This is a genomic window from Pseudomonas sp. SF2 (genome assembly GCF_036858055.1).
Taxonomy (GTDB): Bacteria; Pseudomonadota; Gammaproteobacteria; order Pseudomonadales; family Pseudomonadaceae; genus Aquipseudomonas.
Genome location: NZ_JAMBDI010000035.1, coordinates 1 through 19851, shown reverse-complemented (window position 1 = coordinate 19851; position 19851 = coordinate 1). Strand labels below are relative to the sequence as shown.

The 19851-nt window shown below is 63.3% G+C and carries 20 protein-coding genes; 10 read left to right on the top strand and 10 right to left on the bottom strand.

Annotation, left to right across the window (positions count from 1 at the left end):
- The first annotated feature begins 93 nt into the window (after window positions 1–93).
- Window positions 94–975: a LysR family transcriptional regulator gene (locus M2S36_RS19950; protein ID WP_207837813.1), complete on the top strand. Its 882-nt coding sequence runs from the start codon at window positions 94–96 to the stop codon at window positions 973–975.
- 23 nt (window positions 976–998) lie between these two features.
- Here M2S36_RS19950 and M2S36_RS19945 read toward each other — a convergent pair whose 3' ends face one another.
- Window positions 999–1205, bottom strand: coding sequence for a tautomerase family protein (locus M2S36_RS19945; RefSeq protein ID WP_241105641.1), 207 nt, complete (start codon window positions 1203–1205; stop codon window positions 999–1001).
- Between the two features lie 16 nt (window positions 1206–1221).
- Window positions 1222–1956, bottom strand: a complete 735-nt coding sequence (locus tag M2S36_RS19940) for an SDR family NAD(P)-dependent oxidoreductase (RefSeq protein ID WP_207837810.1) — start codon at window positions 1954–1956, stop codon at window positions 1222–1224.
- A gap of 124 nt (window positions 1957–2080) precedes the next feature.
- On the opposite strand from M2S36_RS19940, the gene M2S36_RS19935 reads away from it, so the two are divergent.
- Window positions 2081–2989 (top strand): LysR family transcriptional regulator, encoded by a 909-nt coding sequence (locus tag M2S36_RS19935; protein WP_207837806.1) that lies wholly within the window; start codon window positions 2081–2083, stop codon window positions 2987–2989.
- Window positions 2990–3093: 104 nt separating this feature from the next.
- On the top strand, window positions 3094–3366 hold the full coding sequence (locus M2S36_RS19930; RefSeq protein WP_333957715.1) for a hypothetical protein: 273 nt from the start codon (window positions 3094–3096) through the stop codon (window positions 3364–3366).
- 126 nt (window positions 3367–3492) lie between these two features.
- On the opposite strand, the gene M2S36_RS19925 is transcribed toward M2S36_RS19930, so the two are convergent.
- The gene (locus M2S36_RS19925; protein WP_207837802.1) at window positions 3493–4143 is read right to left on the bottom strand and encodes a TIGR04211 family SH3 domain-containing protein; all 651 of its coding nucleotides are present in this window, start codon (window positions 4141–4143) and stop codon (window positions 3493–3495) included.
- A 204-nt stretch (window positions 4144–4347) separates the two neighbouring features.
- Here M2S36_RS19925 and M2S36_RS19920 point away from each other — a divergent pair, with 204 nt between their 5' ends.
- Entirely contained in the window at window positions 4348–4827 is a 480-nt protein-coding gene (locus tag M2S36_RS19920; RefSeq protein WP_015270715.1) for a VOC family protein, read from the top strand.
- 66 nt (window positions 4828–4893) lie between these two features.
- Here M2S36_RS19920 and M2S36_RS19915 read toward each other — a convergent pair whose 3' ends face one another.
- Window positions 4894–6642 carry a BCCT family transporter gene (locus tag M2S36_RS19915; protein ID WP_207837798.1) on the bottom strand — a complete coding sequence of 583 codons (1749 nt, stop codon included), beginning with the start codon at window positions 6640–6642 and terminating at the stop codon, window positions 4894–4896.
- A gap of 317 nt (window positions 6643–6959) precedes the next feature.
- On the opposite strand from M2S36_RS19915, the gene M2S36_RS19910 reads away from it, so the two are divergent.
- The 4 genes from M2S36_RS19910 to M2S36_RS19895 all read left to right on the top strand — a co-directional run bounded on the left by M2S36_RS19910 (window position 6960) and on the right by M2S36_RS19895 (window position 9136).
- Window positions 6960–7277: a hypothetical protein gene (locus M2S36_RS19910; protein ID WP_207837796.1), complete on the top strand. Its 318-nt coding sequence runs from the start codon at window positions 6960–6962 to the stop codon at window positions 7275–7277.
- 8 nt (window positions 7278–7285) lie between these two features.
- A complete protein-coding gene (locus M2S36_RS19905; protein WP_063913642.1) occupies window positions 7286–7486 on the top strand; it encodes a DUF1289 domain-containing protein in 201 nt (66 codons plus the stop codon).
- Between the two features lie 50 nt (window positions 7487–7536).
- Entirely contained in the window at window positions 7537–8178 is a 642-nt protein-coding gene (locus M2S36_RS19900) for a LysE family translocator (protein ID WP_207837794.1), read from the top strand.
- Window positions 8179–8344: 166 nt separating this feature from the next.
- Complete coding sequence (locus M2S36_RS19895; protein ID WP_207837792.1) at window positions 8345–9136, top strand: substrate-binding periplasmic protein; 792 nt, start codon at window positions 8345–8347, stop codon at window positions 9134–9136.
- Window positions 9137–9153: 17 nt separating this feature from the next.
- On the opposite strand, the gene M2S36_RS19890 is transcribed toward M2S36_RS19895, so the two are convergent.
- The 4 genes from M2S36_RS19890 to M2S36_RS19875 all read right to left on the bottom strand — a co-directional run bounded on the left by M2S36_RS19890 (window position 9154) and on the right by M2S36_RS19875 (window position 14384).
- Entirely contained in the window at window positions 9154–10167 is a 1014-nt protein-coding gene (locus M2S36_RS19890) for an XdhC family protein (RefSeq protein ID WP_207837790.1), read from the bottom strand.
- A gap of 151 nt (window positions 10168–10318) precedes the next feature.
- Window positions 10319–11662 carry a c-type cytochrome gene (locus M2S36_RS19885; RefSeq protein WP_333957714.1) on the bottom strand — a complete coding sequence of 448 codons (1344 nt, stop codon included), beginning with the start codon at window positions 11660–11662 and terminating at the stop codon, window positions 10319–10321.
- Window positions 11663–11679: 17 nt separating this feature from the next.
- On the bottom strand, window positions 11680–13929 hold the full coding sequence (locus M2S36_RS19880; RefSeq protein WP_233687950.1) for a xanthine dehydrogenase family protein molybdopterin-binding subunit: 2250 nt from the start codon (window positions 13927–13929) through the stop codon (window positions 11680–11682).
- Window positions 13929–14384 (bottom strand): (2Fe-2S)-binding protein, encoded by a 456-nt coding sequence (locus M2S36_RS19875; protein ID WP_333957712.1) that lies wholly within the window; start codon window positions 14382–14384, stop codon window positions 13929–13931. Before M2S36_RS19875 ends, M2S36_RS19880 begins: the two co-directional genes overlap by 1 nt.
- A gap of 346 nt (window positions 14385–14730) precedes the next feature.
- Here M2S36_RS19875 and M2S36_RS19870 point away from each other — a divergent pair, with 346 nt between their 5' ends.
- The gene (locus tag M2S36_RS19870; RefSeq protein WP_207837783.1) at window positions 14731–16917 is read left to right on the top strand and encodes an OsmC domain/YcaO domain-containing protein; all 2187 of its coding nucleotides are present in this window, start codon (window positions 14731–14733) and stop codon (window positions 16915–16917) included.
- 350 nt (window positions 16918–17267) lie between these two features.
- Window positions 17268–18080: a class I SAM-dependent methyltransferase gene (locus M2S36_RS19865; RefSeq protein ID WP_207837781.1), complete on the top strand. Its 813-nt coding sequence runs from the start codon at window positions 17268–17270 to the stop codon at window positions 18078–18080.
- Here the strand turns inward: M2S36_RS19865 and M2S36_RS19860 are convergent.
- Together M2S36_RS19860 and M2S36_RS19855 are read right to left on the bottom strand one after the other, a co-directional pair.
- On the bottom strand, window positions 18067–18954 hold the full coding sequence (locus M2S36_RS19860) for a DUF6708 domain-containing protein (RefSeq protein WP_442969529.1): 888 nt from the start codon (window positions 18952–18954) through the stop codon (window positions 18067–18069). The genes M2S36_RS19865 and M2S36_RS19860 overlap by 14 nt on opposite strands.
- Window positions 18955–18956: 2 nt before the next feature.
- A complete protein-coding gene (locus M2S36_RS19855) occupies window positions 18957–19652 on the bottom strand; it encodes a hypothetical protein (protein ID WP_333957710.1) in 696 nt (231 codons plus the stop codon).
- Window positions 19653–19851: the final 199 nt, after the last annotated feature.

The following is a 19851-nucleotide window of genomic DNA, read 5'->3' as shown; positions in this document are numbered from 1 at the left end:
GGGGAGGGATGGCCTATGCTCGCCTGTGGCTTTGCTAAAGAAAATTTGAATATGATGATCGATGTATTCATCTTTTCTGAATGAGTTTGGCCCATGCGTGAAATCAGCCTCGATCGCCTGCGCACCTTGGTGGTCATCTCCGACCTGGGCTCCTTTGCCGACGCCGCCCGCCAGCTAAGCCTGGCGCCGCCCACCATCAGCCTGCACGTGGCCGAACTGGAGGCGCGCATCGGCGCCCCCTTGCTCACCCGTACCCGCGGCCAGGTGCGGCCCACGGCCATCGGCGAAACCCTGCTGGCCCGTGCCCGCCGCCTGCTGGCCGACGCCGACCTGGCGCTGGACGAAGTGCGCCGGCAAGTCGAAGGCCTGACCGGGCGGGTGCGCCTGGGCGCTTCCACCGGTGCCATTGCCCACCTGCTGCCGCAGGCGCTGGAGCACCTGCGCACGGTGCACCCGGGGATCGATGTGCAGGTACAGGTGCTGACCTCCCAGGCCTCGCTGACGCGCCTGCGCGAGGGCACGCTGGATATCGGCCTGGTGGCCTTGCCGCAGGTGGCCGGCAAAGGGCTTAGGGTTACCCCCTGGCGGCGTGACCCGATCCTGGCCTACGTGCCGGCCGACTGGCAGCCGCCGGCCAAGGTTACGCCGGCCTGGCTGGCGCAGCGGGCGTTGATCCTCAACGACAGCAGCACCCAGTTGTCGCGGGTGACCGGGGAGTGGTTCGCGGCGGCGGGGTTGTACCCCGAGCCGCGAATCGAGCTGAACTACAACGATGCGATCAAGAGCCTGGTCGGGGCCGGGTATGGGGCAACGTTGCTGCCGCAGGAGGGGGAGGCAGCCGAGCTGGACCGGCGCATTGCCCGCCGGCCGCTGCGGCCAGGGTTGTGGCGGCAATTGGGCATTGCCTGCCGGGAAGGGCAGGTGGAGCGGGCCACAGGGTATGTGTTGCAGGCGCTGGAGCGGTTACGGCAGTAGGGGCCGCAAAGCGGCCCCAGGGATCACCCCCGCTCACGGGCCCGCACCGCAGTCACGGTCTCCCCGCCAACCCCCCAGTTATCGGTTGGTACCTCCTCGATCACCACAAAGGTACTGGCCGGCGGCTTGCCCAGTACCTGCTGCAGCATGCGGGTCGTCTGTTCGATCAGCTGGCGCTTGTGCTCAGCGTTCACGCCTTCATCGGTCACGCGAATGTGGACATAGGGCATGGTTCTCGCTCCTCTGTTAATGCCAGGTGCCAGCGGTGCTACCGCCATCCACCGGCAGGATCACGCCGCTGACGAAACGTGAGTCGGCCAGGTACAACACCGCATCCACAACATCCTGCGGCGTGCCGGTGCGGCCACTGGGTGACAGCGCGCCCAGCCCCTGCACATTGCCGCCATGCAGCGGCGTATCGATGATCCCTGGCGCCACCGCATTCACTTGCACGCCGCTGGCCGCCAGTTCCAGCGCCAGGCCTTTCACCGCCTGGTTCAGGCCGCCCTTGACCAGCACCGGCAGCAGGGCCGGCACGCGGGTGTCCGGTTGCAAGGCGATGGAGGCGGTGATGGCGATGATCTGACCATGCCCTTGCCTGGTCATGATCCGCGCCGCTTCCTGGGCAGGGTAGAAGAAACCCTTGAGGTTGGTGCCGACCAGGGCGTCGACATCCGCTTCGCTGTACTCGGCAAACGGCTTGGCAATGAAGATGCCGGCGTTGTTGATCAGCAGGTCGACCCCGCCAAAGGCTTGCTCAGCGCTGGCGAACAGGCGCTGCGCCGTGCCCGGCTCGGCGATGTCGCCAGCTACGCCGATGAAGCGCGAAGGGTTGCCGAGGCGGGCGGCGGCCTGCTCCAGGCGGGCCTGGCTGCGGGCATTGCCGACCACGTTGTCGCCGCGTTCGAGGAAGGCCTCGGCCAGGGCGAAACCCAGGCCGCTGGAGGCTCCGGTGATGATGACGGTGCGTGGCGTGTTCATGTGCATGATCTCCAGTGAAGTGAGCCATGGGCTCGGTGTGGAGCCACTGTAGGCTGCTACCAGCACTTGAAAAATGAGGCGAAGGGCATTTCAATCGATACATCATGTAATCAATCGAGCCGTCATGACCCGCCATTTCGATGACCTGCAACTGGGCAGCCTGGAGCTGTTCTGCCTGGCCGCCGACAGCGGCAGTTTCACTGCTGCGGCCACGGAGGCCGGCGTTACCCCGGCGGCGGTCAGCCGCAGCGTGGCGCGCCTGGAAGAGCGCCTGGGCGTGCGTTTGTTCGTCCGCACCACCCGGCAGATGCGCCTGTCCGCAGCGGGCCAGGCCTATTACCAGCAATGCCGGCAGGCGCTGGGGCAACTGGTCGAGGCCGAGCGCCAGGTCACGGGCGGGCAGGTCGAGCCGAGCGGCCGCCTGCGCATCAGTGCGCCCACGCCTTATGCCCATCACCGGCTGTTGCCGCTGCTGCCGCGGTTTCGCCAGCGCTACCCGAAGGTGCAGGTGGATGTGCATGTCAGCAACCGCAACGTCGACTTCGCCGAGGAACCGTTCGACCTGGCGATTCGTGGCCGCGAGCCGGCCGATTCACGGCTGGTGGCGCGCCGCCTGGAAGATGCCGAACTGGTGGTGGTGGCCACACCAGGCTATCTGGCCCGTGCCGGCACGCCACAAACACCGCACGACCTGCTGCAACATGAGTGCATCCAGTTCGAGCTGCCAAGCAGTGGCCGCCGGCCGCCGTGGAGCTTTCGCCAGGATGGCCAGCAGGTGGAGATCGAAACCCAGGGTGGGTTTACCTGCCTGGGCGACTTCCTCGCCACCGCCACGCTGGTGCGTCATGGCGGTGGGCTGATGCAGGCTTACCGCTTTACCGTGCAGGACGCGCTGGCCAGTGGCGAACTGGTGGAAGTGCTCGCTGAGTTTGGCGGGACCTCGCGGCCATTCATGCTGATCTACCCCCAGGCCCGGCACATGCCGCTGCGAGTGCGGGTGTTCATCGATTTCCTGTTTGCCGAGGGGGCATAGCCCCTGAGCTGAGGCGAGGCGCCGGGGCGCATGGCCGTCTATGCTGTTTGCTGCGTCGAGCCTGTCATCTCGACGACCCTTCAGGTTTTCCAGGAGAACGCTCCATGAAATCCACGAAATGCATACCTTTGCTGGTGATTGCCTCGGTCCTCAGTTTTGCCGCACACGCAGACCCTGTGAGCAACTGTGCGGCCAAGATCAAGGAGCTTGAAGACATTCAAAAGACCGATGGCCAGGCACTGCACGGTGGCATGGCGCACGACTACCACGAGCTGTTGAAGCAGGCCAAGGAGGGGCAGACTGCGGGGGACATGACCAAGTGCCAGGCCTCGGCAGACCGGGCCAAGACCATCTACAACAAGGCGCGCGGGAAGTAGCTGCAGTCCTGCACTGGCCTCTTCGCGGGCTTGCCCGCTCCCACAGGTACTGCACAGGCCTTGGGCCTGTTGGAAATCCTGTGGGAGCGGGCAAGCCCGCGAAGAGGCCAGTGCAGGAGGGCCCAGTCAGAACCAGCGATCGTTCTTCCTGCGCCCACGGGTCAGCGACGGCAGGATCAGCCCCGCCAGCAAGCCCGCGCCGGCAATGCTGCCGCCATACACCATGTAGCGCATCATCACCTGTTTGTTCTCGTCCCCCAGGCGTGCCTGGGTATCGCGCAGCTCCGACTGGCTCTGGTCGAGCTGTTCATTCAGCGCCTTGTTGCGCGCTTCCAGCTCGTCGATCAGTTTCTTGCGTGAATCTAGGGTTTCCTGCATGCCCTGCACGCGGTTCTTCCAGCTGTCGTCGATATTCTTCAATTGCCCGGTCAGGTCCGCGACCTGGGCATCGAGCTGCGGCAGGCGCTCGCCCTGGCCTGGCACCGACTGCAGGTCGTTGCTGAGAATCCACACCACATCGCCGTTTTGCCCGCGCACCTGGCTGTAGTTGCCCTGGCTGCCGATCAGGGTCAGCTTCTGCCCGGACTTGAGCGTACCGACGATGCGGTGGCCATCGGTCGGTCCACTGCGCACATAGGTGCTCAGGCTGTCGCTGACCCAGCGCGCATCGCTGGCAGGCTCTTCGGCGTGCACCGGTACGGCAAGGGCCACCAGGGCGGCGATCAGGCCGCTGCGCAGGGCAGTGAGGGCGGAAGCAGTTGGGCGGGAATCGGGCATGTTGGGTCTTCGCTGAAACAGGACAAAAGTAGGCCCGGTGACTGGGCCGATGAACCGGTCGGTGAGTTGACCGTTAGCGAAAGACCGTTTTTTTGTCAGCAGGTTCACTACCTGATATCGGAAATGTCTGCAGGATGTTGCAAGGCTCCAACCGGCAACTCCGGACTAGACTCAAGGGCTCACACTCTTTCATGGAGCAAGACCATGACAGCCAAGAACACAATCTGCCTCTGGTACGACAACGACGCCGAGGAGGCCGCGAACTTTTACGCCAGCGTCTTCCCCGACACGACAGTGATAGCGGTGCATCAGGCACCTGCTGATTATCCATCCGGGAAACAGGGTGATGTGATTACCGTGGAGTTCAGCGTCATGGGTATTCCGTGCGTGGGGCTCAACGGAGGCAAGGCCTTCACGCATTGCGAGGCGTTTTCATTCCAGGTCAGCACCGAGGACCAGGCCGAGACCGACCGCTTGTGGGATGCCATTGTCGGCAACGGCGGGGAGGCCAGCGTCTGCGGCTGGTGCAAGGATAAATGGGGGATTTCGTGGCAGATCACCCCACGCATCCTCATCGAAGCCATCGGCCACCCCGACCGGGCGGCGGCCAAGCGGGCGTTCGATGCCATGATGCAGATGGGCAAGATCGATGTGGCCAGGATAGAGGCGGCGTTGAAGGGCTGACCACGGCAGTGAAGGCATCTTGATCGGGTGCTGCGCAGCAGCCCCCGATTCCACAAACTTGCCAGGTCAGTTGCCGGTCACTTCGGCCTCTGCCGACGCCGGCTTGGTCGAAGTCTTCTTCTCCTGCACCACGATGTAGAACTCTTCGCCATGCTTCACCGCGCCATACAGCACGGCCTTCTCGATCAGCTCGTTGCCGCGCAGGTGGCGCAGCATCATCGGGTCCTTGCGCAGGTCGCGGTACAGCGCCAGGCATAGCAGCACCATCACCACGACGAACGGCAGGGCCACGACGATGGTCAGGTTCTGCAGGCCAGTCAGCGCCTCGCCAGGGTCGCGTGGGTCGCCGATTGCCAGCATGATCGCCGCCACCGTACCGGTCAGCGCACCCCAGAAAATCACCGTGCGTCGCGATGGCGTGGTGGTGCCGTGCTCCGATAGCGTGCCCATGACCAGTGAGGCCGCATCGGCACCGGAGACGAAGAAGATACCCACCAGAACCATCACCAGCACTGAAGTCGCCGAGGCCAGCGGGTAGCTGTCCAGCAGCTGGTACAGCGCGTGGTTGCTGTTGACCGCACCATTGGCCAGCTGGAAGGCGCCTTCGCGCAGGGCATCGATACTCGCGCCGCCAAAGATGGTGAACCACACCAGGCTGACCAGGCTCGGTACCAGCAGCACCCCGGTGACGAACTGGCGGATGGTGCGGCCGCGGCTGATACGGGCGATGAACATGCCCACGAACGGCGTCCAGGAAATCCACCAGGCCCAGTAGAACACGGTCCAGCCGGCCAGCCAGCTGTTCATCTGCTCACCGCCGCTGGCGTTGGTGCGGGCCATCATTTCCGGCAGCATCTTGGCGTAGATGCCGATCGAGGTTGGCAGCAGGTTGAGCATCAGCAGGGTCGGGCCGACCAAAAACACGAACACTGCCAGCACCAGTGCCAGCACCATGTTGGTGTTGGACAGCCACTGGATGCCCTTGCCGATGCCCGACACCGCCGAGGTGACGAAGGCAATGGTCAGCAAAGTGATGATCGAGATGTAGAACAGCTTGCCAGGGCTTTCGATCCAGCCGTTGTACTCCAGGCCACCGGCGATCTGCAGCGCGCCGAGGCCCAGCGAGGCAGCCGAGCCGAACAGCGTGGCGAAGATCGCCATCATGTCTATCAGGCGGCCGAGCGGGCCGTTGGCATGCTTGCCGATCAATGGCCGAAAGGCGGCAGAAATCAACTGCGAGCGGCCGCGGCGGAAGGTGCCATAGGCAATCACCAGGCCGACGATGGCGTACATGGCCCAGGGGTGCAGGGTCCAGTGGAACAGCGTGGTGGCCATGGCCACCTGCATCGCCTCGCTGGACTGCCCAGTGGTCGTCCCAGGCGGTGGCGACACGTAGTGCGACAGCGGTTCGGCAACGCCGAAGAACATCAGGCCGATGCCCATGCCGGCGCTGAACATCATCGCCACCCAGGACACCGTGCGGAATTCTGGCTGTTCGCCATCACGGCCCAGCGGAACCCGGCCGTATCGGCTGGCGGCCAGCCACAGCACGAACACCACGAACAGGGTAGAGGTGAGTACGAAGAACCAGCCGAAGTTGAGAATGACCCAGGATTGCGCGCTGGAGGCGCTGCTGGCGAGGCTGGCCTGATTGAGGAAGCCCCAGAGGACGAAAGCGATTGCCAGGAGGCTGGTGAAGCCAAAGACGATCCAGTCAAGCTTGCCCTCGAAATGCCGGTCCTGGCGTGCTTCTGCGGTTTTCGAGGGGTCCGTCACGCCAAGGTCGAGCGTTTCGGTGATGTGTTCCTTTGCCATGAATGATGAGGCCCCTTTCTGGCTTACCTGCAGGTACAGGCTTGTAGTTTTGTGTGGGCTACCGAGTTCGATGACTCCCTCGGCGGGGAGACTGCTGGCACGATTATCCTGTGCAGGAAACGGCAGCTCCTGTCCCGATAGCGCCCCGGGGCGTCCATTACGCGACCTGCCAGATACTTTTAGTTCTGGGGGCGATGGCCCTTTCTGTCTCGCGTTCTGGTACCCTGATGGGCATTCCCCGGGCCTGCACATCCGAGCACCGTAGAAGCGCTGCTGCTTGTGGGCCTGGCCGCACCAGGAAACGGAGATTCGTCAAAATGGCCACTGACCGTGTGAGCCTGATTCATTTCGATAAATTGAGCATGAGCCCTGCCGCTGCCGATCGGTTCCAGAAAGCCCTCGACGCGCTGGAAGCGCTCAAGCTGCAGGACCGTTACGTGTATCTCATCGCTCCTTATCTGGGTGATATCGCTGACGCCTCCGACCGCGAGCAACTGGCCACCGCCCTGGAGCAGGGCTTGCGTGTGGTCGACGAGCTGCTGGCTGCCAGGTCGGTCAGCAAGGTCAAGGCCGAGGAAGTACGCCAGGTGTTTCACAGTGCCGCCGAGCGTGCACAGGCGGAAATGCCCGGCTGAGTGGTGGCATGGCGAAAGACATCGACAACCCTTGCGTCTCGCTGTGCCAGCTCAACAGCGAGTTGTGCGTGAGCTGCGGCCGCACCCGTGACGAAATTCGCAAATGGCGGGGCATGAAGCGCCCCGAGAAGATGGCCACCGTGCAGCGGGCCGCAACGCGAATGAAGGCTATCGCCAAGAAGGCGGCCAAGCGGCAGAATACAGGTTGAACCTGCGTGTCCCGCGCGCGCCCTTTCCTGATTGTCTGACGAGCCTGAAAATGGATTCTCACTCGCTGTTTGCCTTTACCCTGGTCGCTGCCATCGCGATCGCCAGCCCCGGCCCTGCCACCCTGATGGCCATCAACAACAGCCTCGCCCATGGCCAGCGCAGCGCGATCTGGTCGTCACTGGGCAATGGCTCGGGCCTGTTCTGCCTGTCGGCTGCCGCCATGCTGGGGCTGGGTGCGCTGCTGGCCAGTTCCGAAATGCTGTTCAATGCCGTGAAGATCCTGGGGGCGGGCTACCTGTTCTACCTGGGGGCGCGGCAATTGCTGAAAAAGAGCCCGATGCTGGCGCAAGGCGCCGCAGAGGGTATGGCCAAGGTCCGGCCCACGCCGCTGAAGCTGTACAAGTCGGCATTCCTCACGGCAGTGACCAACCCCAAGGCGACCATGTTCTTCACCGCGCTGTTCCCGCAGTTCATCGACCAGGGGGCGGCGTTGCTGCCGCAGTTCCTGATCCTGACCGGAATTTTCGTCGCGTTGTCGCTGGTTTCTCTGAGCCTGTATGCCGCACTGGCGGCGCGGGCCAAGGGCGTGCTGACCCGGCCGTCGCTGTCGCGCTGGGTGAGCCGGGTGGTGGGCACGACCTTTATCGGTTTTGGCGCGGCGATCCTGGCGATGCGTCGGCAGGGTGCCTGAAATATGAGGGCCGCTTGTTCCGGCCGATGAAAGGCCAACCCAATGGCCATACATGGTCCAGACTGTCTACAGCACGCACAGATGGATGCTGCAGTCGACCACAGGATGTGGCAGCCTTTGGCCACCGCTCCGGGTCTCCGGATGATACATGTGCCGAGGGTTGTCGATGATCGAGCGCTGCTTTCGCCACGCTTTGCCGCTGTTGCAGTGCCTGTTGCTGCTGCCGCTGGCGGCGGTAGCGGATGAGGAATGCCGGCGGCTGACTGCTACCGGCAACCCGGAATACCCTCCTTACCTGTGGCGCGACCCGCAAAACCCCCAACAACTGATCGGTGCCAATGCCGACCTGCTCAAGTACCTGGGCAAGCAACTGGGGCTGGAAATCGAGGTGGTCTACGGCGGGCCGTGGTCGCGCGCCCAGGAAGAAGTACGCACGGGCCGAATCGACCTGATGGCCGGGTATTTCCTGACCAAGGACCGTCAGCAACAGATGGACTTCATTACTCCGGCATTTTTGCATACACCCAGCGTTGTCTGGGTGCGCCAGGACAGTGCCTTTGCCTACCGGCAGTGGGCCGACCTGAAGGGCCGCAAAGGTGGCACGCTGGTCAACAACAGCCACGGCCAGCAGTTCGACGACTACGCCAAGGCCAATCTCACCCTCGAAGCGGTACCCGGTGCCAGGCAGGCGTTCGAGAAGTTGGTGCACAAGCGTAGCGACTACGTGGTGTACGAGCAGTACCCCGGCATGGCGCTGGCGCGCACCTTGGGGATTGCCGACACTGTACAGGTGCTGGAGCCACCGATATCCAGCGAAGGGCTGTACCTGGCGCTGTCCCATGAATCGCCCTGCAACCAGCCGCAGCTGCGTGAGGCGCTGGCGAGGGAGATGGAGAAGATCGTTGCCGGGGCGCTGCCGGAGCAGCTGTTGCAGCAAAACCTGGAGCGTTGGCAGTAGCAGCCCGGGATGCGCGCCTACAGGGCCAACTGCGCGGCTTCCTTGGCCCGGGTCACGCTGACCGCGCCGGGCAGGCTGACATTGTTCTTTGCCGCGAGGATCTCGGCCATGACGCTGACGGCGATCTCGGCCGGGGTCTTGCTACCGATATAGATGCCGATAGGGCCGTGCAGGCGCTGCAACGACGCTTCGCTTTCGCCGAAGTGTTCGATCAGCCGCTCGCGGCGCAGCTGGCTGTTGCGCCGTGAGCCGATGGCACCAATGTAGAACGCCGGGCTGTGCAGGGCTTCGAGCAGGGCCAGGTCGTCCAGCTTGGGGTCGTGGCTGACGGCGACAATGGCGCTGCGCAGGTCCGGGGCGAAGGCGCGGACCACGTCGTCCGGCATGCCGGCCAGGCGGTTGACGCCGGCAACGTTCCAGCCTGCGGTGTACTCGGGTCGCGGGTCGCACAGTGAAACGCTGAAGCCATTGAACAGGGCCATGGTCGCCAGGTATTCGGCCAGCGCGCCGGCACCGATCAGCAGCAGGCGGTAGCCGGGGCCTAGGGTGCTGAGCATGTGCTGGCCATCGAAGCTGAACAGTTCGGGCGTGGTGGTGGCGGTGAGGCTGGTTTCACCGCTGCACAGGTCGAGCCCACGATGTACCAGCCTGCCGCTGTCGAGGTCGGCGAGCAGCTGCTCGAGGTGTTGCAACGACGGGGCGAATTCCAGCACCAGTTCGAGGGTACCGCCACAGGGCAGGCCGAAGCGGTGGGCCTCGTCGGCGCTGACGCCATAGCGCACCACCTGGGGCAAGCCGCCCGGCATGCCGGGGCCGCCGTAGGCGCTGGTGTAGCGGTGGATAAGGTCGTCTTCGATGCAGCCGCCAGAGACACTGCCGACCACACGGCCGTCGCTGCGCAGCGCCATCATCGAGCCCACCGGGCGGGGGGAGGAGCCCCAGGTGCGGGCGACCGTGGCAAGCAGGGCGCGGTGGCCGGCGGCGAGCCAGTCTCGGGTGGTGCGCAGGACCAGCAGGTCGATGCTTTCCATGGGGACTCCATTAAACCTGATGTTCAAGGGGGGGCGGTGCCGGCCTCTTCGCGGGCATGCCCGCTCCCACAGGAGTGCACTAGTCATGAGACCTGTGCAGTACCTGTGGGAGCGGATTCACCCGCGAAGAGACCGGTACAGCCACCAGATTTCATCGCATATGCAAAATGATCGGGCTGCTGCTGGCCGGGTCGGTATGCCCACGCAACTTGCCCACCGCCTGCGCATTCACCGCGCCGCCATTGTTCCCCCAGGCGCTGCGCACGAAACCCAGCACATCTGCAATTTCCTGGTCACTCAATTGCTCACGGAAGGCCGGCATGCGATAGGCATCGGGCAACCCGGCCGTCACCACCCGTTGCGAACCATTGAGGGTGATATTGATCGCCGAGGCGTCTTCCTTGGCCAGTGCCGAAGTGGCGCCGGCCAAGGGTGGCATCCATTCGGCCTGGCCCTTGCCGTCCAGGCCGTGGCACGACGCACAGCGGGTTACATAGGTATGCGCCCCAGGGCTATCGAGCCGTGCCGCTGCCGACTGGGCCTGGTATTGCCACGGCGCGCCATCGCGTTGCGGGTCGCCGGGCAGCGACTTGAGGTAGTGGGCGATGGCGGACAGGTCGTCGTCGCTCATGAACTGCGTGGAGTTGTTGAACGCCTCGGTCATCGAGCCGAATACCACTGCATGCCGGTTGCGCCCGGTCTTGAGGAACTGTGCAATCTCGGCCTCGCTCCAGCGCCCCAGCCCGGTGTTGGGGTCGGCACGCAGGCTCGGTGCGTACCAGCCATCGAGCAGGGCTCCGGCGAGGAACGGCTTGCCGCTGTCATCCAGGGCCTTTTCGTTGAAGGCCAGGCCGCGCGGCGTATGGCAGCTGCCGCAGTGGCCGGGACCCTGGACGAGGTAGGCGCCGCGGTTCCACTGTGCATCTTGCCCGGCCTGGTCGGCGTATGGCGTGGTGGCGGCGAACAAGCCATTCCACATGGCAATGGGCCAGCGCCAGTTCAGCGGCCAGGGAATGTCGCTGGCCAGGTTGGCCTGCTGCACCGGTTGTACGCCGCGCATGAAGAAGGCGTACAGCGCCTTGACATCGTCATCGCTGAGCTTGGCGTAGGACGGGTAGGGCATGGCCGGGTACAGCCGCCGGCCACCGGGCGCGACGCCCTGGCGTACGGCACGGTCGAAGTCGGCCAGGCTGTAGTGACCGATGCCGGTGTCGCGGTCGGGGGTGATGTTGGTGGCGTGGATCGCCCCCAGCGGGGTGGCCATTTCCAGTCCGCCGGCGAACGGTTTGCCGTCCGGCAGGCTGTGGCACGCCACGCAGTCGCTGAGCCGGGCCACATACTCGCCGCGGCTGACCAGCGCCGGGTCGGTGGCCGTGGCCTGCGTACCGGCAAACGGCGAGGCGGGCTCGCGGGTGACGTACCAGGCCAGCAGGCTTGCCGCGACCAGGCACGGCAGTGCCAGCCAGCAAGCGGTTCTTGCGAAGCGATGGGTCATGGGGCGTCCTTGTGTGCTCAGCTGAAGGTATGGCGGCTCAATGGCAGGCTGCGCACGCGCTGGCCGGTGAGCTGCGCGACTGCGTTGGCCACCGCCGGTGCCACCGCGGGCAACGGTGGCTCGCCGATGCCGCCCATCTTCGCCCCGCTTTCGACAATGCGCACATGTACCCTGGCCATGCGCGACGGCGGCAGGATCGGGTACAGATCGTAGTTACGCGCGCGCGGCTTGCCATCCACGTACACCGCTTCTTCCAGCAGCGTCTGCGACAGGCCCAGGGCGACGGCGCCGTTGACCTGGTGCTCGATGATGGCCGGGTTGACGATGCTGCCTGGGTCGATGGCCTGCCAGATGTCGTGCACCTTGACCTGGCCGTTCTCGATCGACACTTCGGCAATGACCGCGGCCTCCGAGCCGAACGGCGAGGCCATGGCCACGCCACGCGCCCGTTTGCTGCCATCCTCGGCGGTGAAAGGCCCACGCTTCCAGCCGCCGGACAGTTCGGCGACGGCCTGCAACAGGTTGGTCAGGCGCGGGTTGTCGCGCAGCAGGTGCAGGCGCAGTTCGAACGGGTCCTTGCCGCCTTTGTCGGCCAACTCGTCGAGGAACGACTCATAGAAGAAGTCGTTCAGCGAGTTGCCCACCGAGCGCCAGTAGCCGAGCATGGCCGGGCCTTTGACGTAGATCTGCGCGATGCGCTTGTTGGCGATGGCGTAAGACTTGCCCGACAGCCCTTCGAGCGCGGTCGGGTCGAGCTTTTCGCCTTGCTTGCCGGCGATGGCTTCGGTCGGGCCTTCGGTGGCGCTCACTGCTTCGAGGGCCACCGGCAGGCCGTCGGCATCCAGCCCGGCGCGGAACTTCACCACGGCGACCGGGCGCAGTACATCGCGGAGGAATTCTTCCTCGCGGCTCCAGATGAGTTTCACCGGCCGGCCGACCGCCTTGGCCAAGGCAATGGCCTGCGGGTAGGGGTTGGCCGAGTCGTACAGGAAGTGGCGGCCAAAGAAACCGCCCAGCAGCGGCGAATGCAGGGTGATCTGCGCCGGGGCCAGGCCGGTGCGTTTGGCGATGTCGTCACGGAACATGTCCGGCGCCTGGTTGGGCAGCCACACCTCCAGGGTGCCGTCCGGGTTGAAGCGCGCCAGAGCCGATGGCGGTTCCAGCTGGGCGTGGTTGAGGTACTGGTTGTGGTAGGTGGCCTCGACTTGGGTCTTGGCACTGGCCAGCATGCCGGCCACATCGCCCTGGTTTTCATCGTCGCGCGCCGGGCCCGTGACCGTGGCCAGGTGTTCGCGCCAACCATCGCTGGAGAAATCGGCCGGCATCGGCCGTACCGGGCTGTCGGCAGCGGGCTCTTTCCAGTCCACCTGGATGGCTTCGACCGCGCGCTTGGCGTGCCACCAGCGTTCGGCAACCACCGCCACGGCGCCCGGCAGTTGATGCACCGAATGCACGCCTTTCATGGCCTTGACCTGGTCTTCGTTGCGCAGGCTGCCGACGGTCATGCCCAGGCGTGGTGCGTGCTGCACGGCAGCGTGGAGCATGCCGTCGACCTTTATGTCGATGCTGTACACGGCCTTGCCGGTGGACTTGTCGTAGGCATCCAGGCGACGTACCGGCTTGCCGATCCAGCGAAACTGGCTGGGGTCGCGCAGCTTGACGCTGGCCGGGTCTGGCACTGGCAGGTCCATGGCACGTCCGGCCAGCTCACCGTAGGGGATGGAACGGCCAGTCGTGGTATGTACCACGTGACCCGGCGTGGTGGAGAGTTCTTCGACCGGCACGCCCAGTTGCTCGGCACCCGCCTGCAGCAGCATGGCCCGGGCCAGGGCGCCCAGACGGCGCATGGTCGGGTAGCTCATGCGCACCGACATGCTGCCGCCGGTGATGCGCATGCCGTTTTCCATCACCACATAGGCTTCCCCGGGCGGCGCGCTGTCGACCACGAAGTTGGCCGGGTCGACGTCCAGCTCTTCACCAACGATCTGCGCCATGGCGGTGAAGGGGCCTTGCCCGCCTTCCATGAATGGACTGAGCAGGCGCACTTTGCCGTCTGGGCGGATCTCCAGAAACGCCGGCACCTGAGTACCGCGCTCCGGCGTTACCGCAGCCGCTGCCTGCACGCGGGCCGACCCCATGGGCAGGCCGAAACCCAGCACCAGGGCACCGACAGCCGTGCCAGCAAGAAAGCGCCGACGCGACAGGTTGACCGTTTCGCCCAGTTGCAGCTTGAGTAGTTCAACGGGGGTATCGACTGGGGTGTTCATCAGGCCTTCTCCCCTTGCGCCAGTTCATGCACGGCGGCATGGATGGCGTTGTAGGTGCCGCAGCGGCACAGGTTTACCATGGCTGCCTCGATCTGCGCGTCACTGGGCTTGGGCGTGTGCTTGAGCAGCGCCGTGGCCGCCATCACCTGGCCGGATTGGCAGTAACCGCACTGGGCCACCTGGTGCTCGACCCAGGCCGCGACCACCCGTTTGCCGACAACATCGGTCTCGATCGCCTCGATGGTGGTTACCTCGCGCCCGACCACGCCGGCCACCGGGGTGACGCAGGCACGTACCACGTTGCCGTCCACCAGCACTGAACAGGCGCCGCACTGGGCCAGGCCGCAGCCATACTTGGTGCCGGCCAGCCCCAGGTCATCGCGGATCACCCACAGCAGGGGCGTGTCGGCGTCTGCCTCGACCTGGTAGGTCTTCTGGTTGATGCGTAGTTCCATGGTTCACCTGCCCGTCAACGGTTGCTGTCGCCTGGTTTTTTCTGAGCGGGGAGTACGGTGCTCCCCAGTGCAGAAACGCTAGCACAGCGAGGTGACCGCTGGTCTGCTGGCGGGGCAGGTTCAGAGGATCAGGCAAGCAATTCGGTGGAATACGCAAGTCTGTACCGGTCCTATCGCCAGCAAGCCGGCTCCCACCTCGACCGTATCGACCGCAAGTCATGTGCAGTTCCTGTGGGAGCTGGCTTGCCGGCGATAGGGCCGGTACAGGCAAACAGGACTTCCGGCAGAAAAACCCGGATAATGCCGGCCAATTTCGTTTTGCACGCTTAAATCACGGTAATCCCGCATGGAAATCAAGGTCAATTTTCTCGACAATCTCCGTCTCGAAGCCAAGTTCGACGACTTCACGGTGATCGCCGACCAACCGATCCGCTACAAGGGTGATGGCTCGGCCCCGGGGCCGTTCGACTATTTCCTGGCGTCTTCGGCCTTGTGCGCGGCTTACTTCGTCAAGCTGTACTGCCAGACCCGCGACATCCCCACCGAAAACATTCGCCTGTCGCAGAACAACATCGTCGACCCGGAAAACCGCTACAACCAGATCTTCAAGATCCAGGTCGAGCTGCCCGAAGATATTTCCGAGAAGGACCGCCAAGGCATCCTGCGCTCCATCGATCGCTGCACCGTGAAGAAGGTGGTGCAGACCGGCCCCGAGTTCGTGATCGAAGTGGTCGACAACCTCGACGCCGATGCCCAGGGCCTGCTGATGCCGGTGGCGGACACCAGCACCTACATCCCCGGCAAGGACCTGCCGCTGGAGCAGACCATCGCCAACATGTCGGGCATCCTCGCCGGTCTGGGGATGAAGATCGAAATCGCCTCGTGGCGCAACATCGTGCCCAACGTGTGGTCGCTGCACGTGCGCGACGCCCAGTCGCCAATGTGCTTCACCAACGGCAAGGGCGCGACCAAGGAGGCCGCGCTGGCCTCGGCGCTGGGCGAGTTCATCGAGCGGCTGAACTGCAACTTCTTCTATAACGACCAGTTCTGGGGCGAGGACCTGGCCAACGCGCCGTTCGTGCACTACCCGAACGAGCAGTGGTTCAAACCCGGCCCACGCGATGCGCTGCCGGCCGAGATCCTCGATGAGCACTGCCTGGCAATCTATAACCCGGACGGCGAGCTGCGCGGCTCGCACCTGTACGACACCAACTCGGGCAACACCGCGCGCGGCATCTGCTCGCTGCCGTTCGTGCGCCAGTCCGACCAGCAGGTGGTGTACTTCCCGTCCAACCTGATCGAGAACCTGTTCCTCAGCAACGGCATGAGCGCTGGCAACACCCTGGCCGAGGCCCAGGTGCAGTGCCTGTCGGAAATCTTCGAGCGCGCCGTGAAGCGTGAAATCCTCGAAGGTGAGCTGTGCCTGCCGGATGTGCCGCAGGAGGTACTGGCCAAGTATCCGGCCATCGTTGCCGGCATCCAGGGCCTGGAAGAGCAGGGCTTCCCGGTGCTGGTCAAGGATGCGTCGTTGGGGGGGGAGTTCCCGGTCATGTGCGTGACCTTGATGAACCCGCGCACCGGTGGCGTGTTCGCCTCGTTCGGTGCCCACCCGAGCCTGGAGGTGGCGCTGGAGCGCAGCCTCACCGAACTGCTGCAGGGCCGCAGCTTCGAAGGCTTGAACGACCTGCCGCAACCGACCTTCGAAAGCCACGCGCTGACCGAGCCGAACAACTTCGTCGAGCACTTCATCGACTCCAGCGGCGTGGTGTCGTGGCGCTTCTTCAGTGCCAAGGCCGACTTCGAGTTCGTCGAGTGGGACTTCTCCGGCCACGGCGAGGATTCCAACGTGCAGGAGGCCGCGACCCTGTTCGGCATCCTCGAAGACCTGGGCAAGGAAGTGTACATGGCGGTGTACGACAACCTTGGCGCCACCGCCTGCCGCATCCTGGTGCCGGGCTATTCGGAGATCTACCCGGTCGAAGACCTGATCTGGGACAACACCAACCGCGCCTTGTCGTTCCGTGCCGACATCCTCAACCTGCACAGCCTGGACAACCGCTCGCTCAAGCTGCTGCTCAAGCGTCTGGACAATTGTGATGTGGATGACTACACCACCATCACCACGCTGATCGGCGTGGAGTTCGACGAGAACACGGTGTGGGGCCAGTTGACCATTCTTGAGCTGAAGCTGCTCATCTGCCTGGCGGTGCAGCGCTTCGAGGATGCCAAGGAGCTGGTCGAGGCGTTCCTGCAGTTCAACGACAACACCGTCGAGCGCGGGTTGTTCTACCAGGCGTTGAACGTGGTGCTGGAAGTGCTGCTGGACGACGAACTGGAAATGGACGACTACGAGGCCAACTTCCGGCGCATGTTCGGCAACCCGCGCATGGACGCGGTGCTGGGCTCGGTGGACGGCAGCGTACGCTTCCATGGTCTGACCCCGACCAGCATGAAGCTCGAAGGCCTCGATCGCCACCTGCGCCTGATCGAAAGCTACAAGAAGCTGCACGCGGCCCGGGCCAGGTTCGCCTGATATCTGACAGGTATTCTTTCCTTCGCAGAACGCAAGGCCTTGTGGGAGCGGCCTTGTGTCGCGAAAGGGCTGCGTAGCAGCCCCAGGGTTACTGCGGTGATGCGAATATTGCTGGGGCCGCTGTGCGGCCCTTTCGCGACACAAGGCCGCTCCCACAGGGGGAGCATGAGCCAATAGAGCTCATATGCCTTTCATCTCTGGTGTTTACACCAAATCGATCTTGCTTCACCGCTTATTATTTCTTGCCGCTTCGCCCGCCAGGCGCGTAGCGTTTTGCTCCCATCCCTTGAATCCATGGCGCGTTGACCGCCAGAAGGACCTCGGCCGCGCACAACAAGAAGGCGCAGACCATGAGCACCCCTTTGGATACCAATGCCCTCAAAGCCCGCCAGCAAGCCGCGTGGGCCAGTGGCGACTACGCGGTAATCGGCACCACCCTGCAACTGGTTGGCGAGCGCCTGGCAGAAGCCTGTGACCTGCGCTGGGACGAGCAGGTGCTGGATGTCGCCGCCGGCAACGGCAATGCCACCCTGGCCGCCGCCCGGCGCGGCTGCCGCGTTACCTCCACCGACTATGTGCCCGAACTGCTCAAGCGCGGTGAAGAACGTGCGCGGGCCGAGCATTTCAACGTGGTGTTCCAGACCGCCGATGCCGAAGCGCTGCCGTTTGCCGATGGCACCTTCGATGCTGTGCTTTCCACCTTCGGCGTGATGTTCGCCCCCGACCAGGCTCGGGCCGCGCACGAATTGAGCCGGGTGTGCCGGCGCGGTGGCCGGATCGGCCTGGCCAACTGGACCCCGCAAGGGTTCGTCGGGCAGATGTTCAAGACCCTCGGGCGGCACGTGCCGCCGCCAGCCGGGGCCTTGCCACCTTCGCGCTGGGGCGACGAGGAACAACTACGTGTGCTGTTCGAGGGGGCGCTTGGCGAACTGCAGGTCAGTCGCCAGTACTTCAACTTCCGCTATCGTTCGGCGGCGCATTTCATCGAGGTGTTCCGCACCTGGTACGGGCCGGTGCACAAGGCGTTTGCCTTGCTGGAGCCGGAGGCGGCCGGGGCGTTGGAGCGGGATCTGACCCAGTTGCTGAATGAAAGCAACGTGGGGGGCTCTGCTTCATTGGTGGTGCCGAGTGAATACCTTGAGGTGGTGATCATTCGGGGTTAGCAGGCGCTCCTTCGAAGGCCTCTGCCGGTGGTGGCGCTGCACGGACATTGAAGAGTTTGCAGATGAAGTACCAGCAGATGGCGACGGTCAGGTTGTAGGGGAACAGCACGGCCCAGAACGGCAGTTGCCAGTTCTTCTTGCCTTGCATTTCGCCGGGTTCGCCGGTTCGCCAAGGGACGTAGTGGCGCCAGGCTTCTGCCGGGGTCAGGCAGATCGCGTGCAGTGGCTTGTGCCACCAGTTGGGTTCGCCGGGTTCGCCAGGTGGGGGAAGTTTGTCCGGGCCGTGGTCCATGAAGTGGCGGAGGTATTCCCAGACTTCGGCGACGTATTGGATGTCGGACTCGGTGGGTTCGTTGCTGTCGACCCAGAGGCAATCCTTTTGGTGCAGGCTGCCGTCCTCACGACGAGGGGCGAAGGCGAGGGCGTAAGTGGTACTGAAGGATGAACCGCCGAATTCAGTGCGTTTGAATACGCCCCCTTCAACATTTCCCCAATCAAAAGATATGAGCTTTTTGTTGCGTTGATATAATATTCTTTTGGTTTCGCGGTTGAAGTGGATCTCTGATAAGGTTTTTATGAAAAAAATTCTGTAAGCTAGAAAGGGTGTAAATATAAGTGGTGCGACTATGTATTGCATGAGTGAGTGCGGGTCTGCTAGTACCATGGTTCTGTATTCGGCCTCTGTGATTCCGGAGTAGCAATAAAGTGCTAATCCTAAAGTCATGGCGACATATAATTTTCCCATGAATACGGAATCCGATACCCAAGGGTTTCTTAAGGATAGTGAAAGCTTATTTAGGCTCGAAAGTTGGCTGGAGATGTGGGCGGCGCAGTGAGTCGGCATATGTGGTTTGAAGATCCAGGCGATAGCCATGATTACTTCTCCAGTGTAAAGGTGCTATAAGAGATTGCTTGCTCATCTAAACCTAGATTAGGTTGGTATGTGATCTGCAGCGTGACGTGGTTGTGGGATTGGATTTCATTTTTAAAGTTGAGAATTAGTCCTCCTTTGATCGCATAGCAGTCAGGTATGGCTGGGAGCATTGCTATGTTATCGCTCGCAGTTTTGCTGCTCAGGCTAGCCTGCCATTCGCCTCGCCCTAGAAGGAAACCGCGCAAGAGAACTGTGAACTCAGTGAAGGAAGCGTTGCCTAAGACTTCGTTGTGTGTGATAGCAGTCCAGTTTGGAATAGCCCATGTACCAGTTTCAGTCCATTTACTATCCAGTTGTCCTAAGTCAAATTGACTTGTCTCTTTGTGTGAAAGTAGGCAGGGTGAATAAAATGTCGCGTACCAGGCGTTGATTTCGGACTGTATGCTAGCGAACGATGGAAGTTTCTTGTCAAAATCCAGTGTCAGGCCAGGACGACTCTCGCCGTCATTGAGGCGCGTGCCGAAAACGCTTCGACTGGTCCACAGTTCTATGGGGTTGTGAACACGCTCATTGGCCTTCGCGTGAAGATATAAACCTCCAGCTATCATGGCGGCGCCTGAAAGAGCAATTGCTGCTGCGGTCCATCCGGCAAAAGGAATAAATGTTGTGGCGCCTGCAATAGCTAGTCCGCCCTCCAATACTAAAGCTGAACCTATCGCGACTGCGCTGCCGCCGTAGGATGCGTGCGCTACAGGCAGGGCCGGAGGTGGCGCTGCTGACGGAGGCGTCGTTCATGTACGCTTCCTTTTGACTGAATGTGCCGGGGCTTCCTCAAACGCTTCTGCGGGCGGTGGGGCTGCTCGGACATTGAACAGGCGGCAGATGCCGTACCAGCAG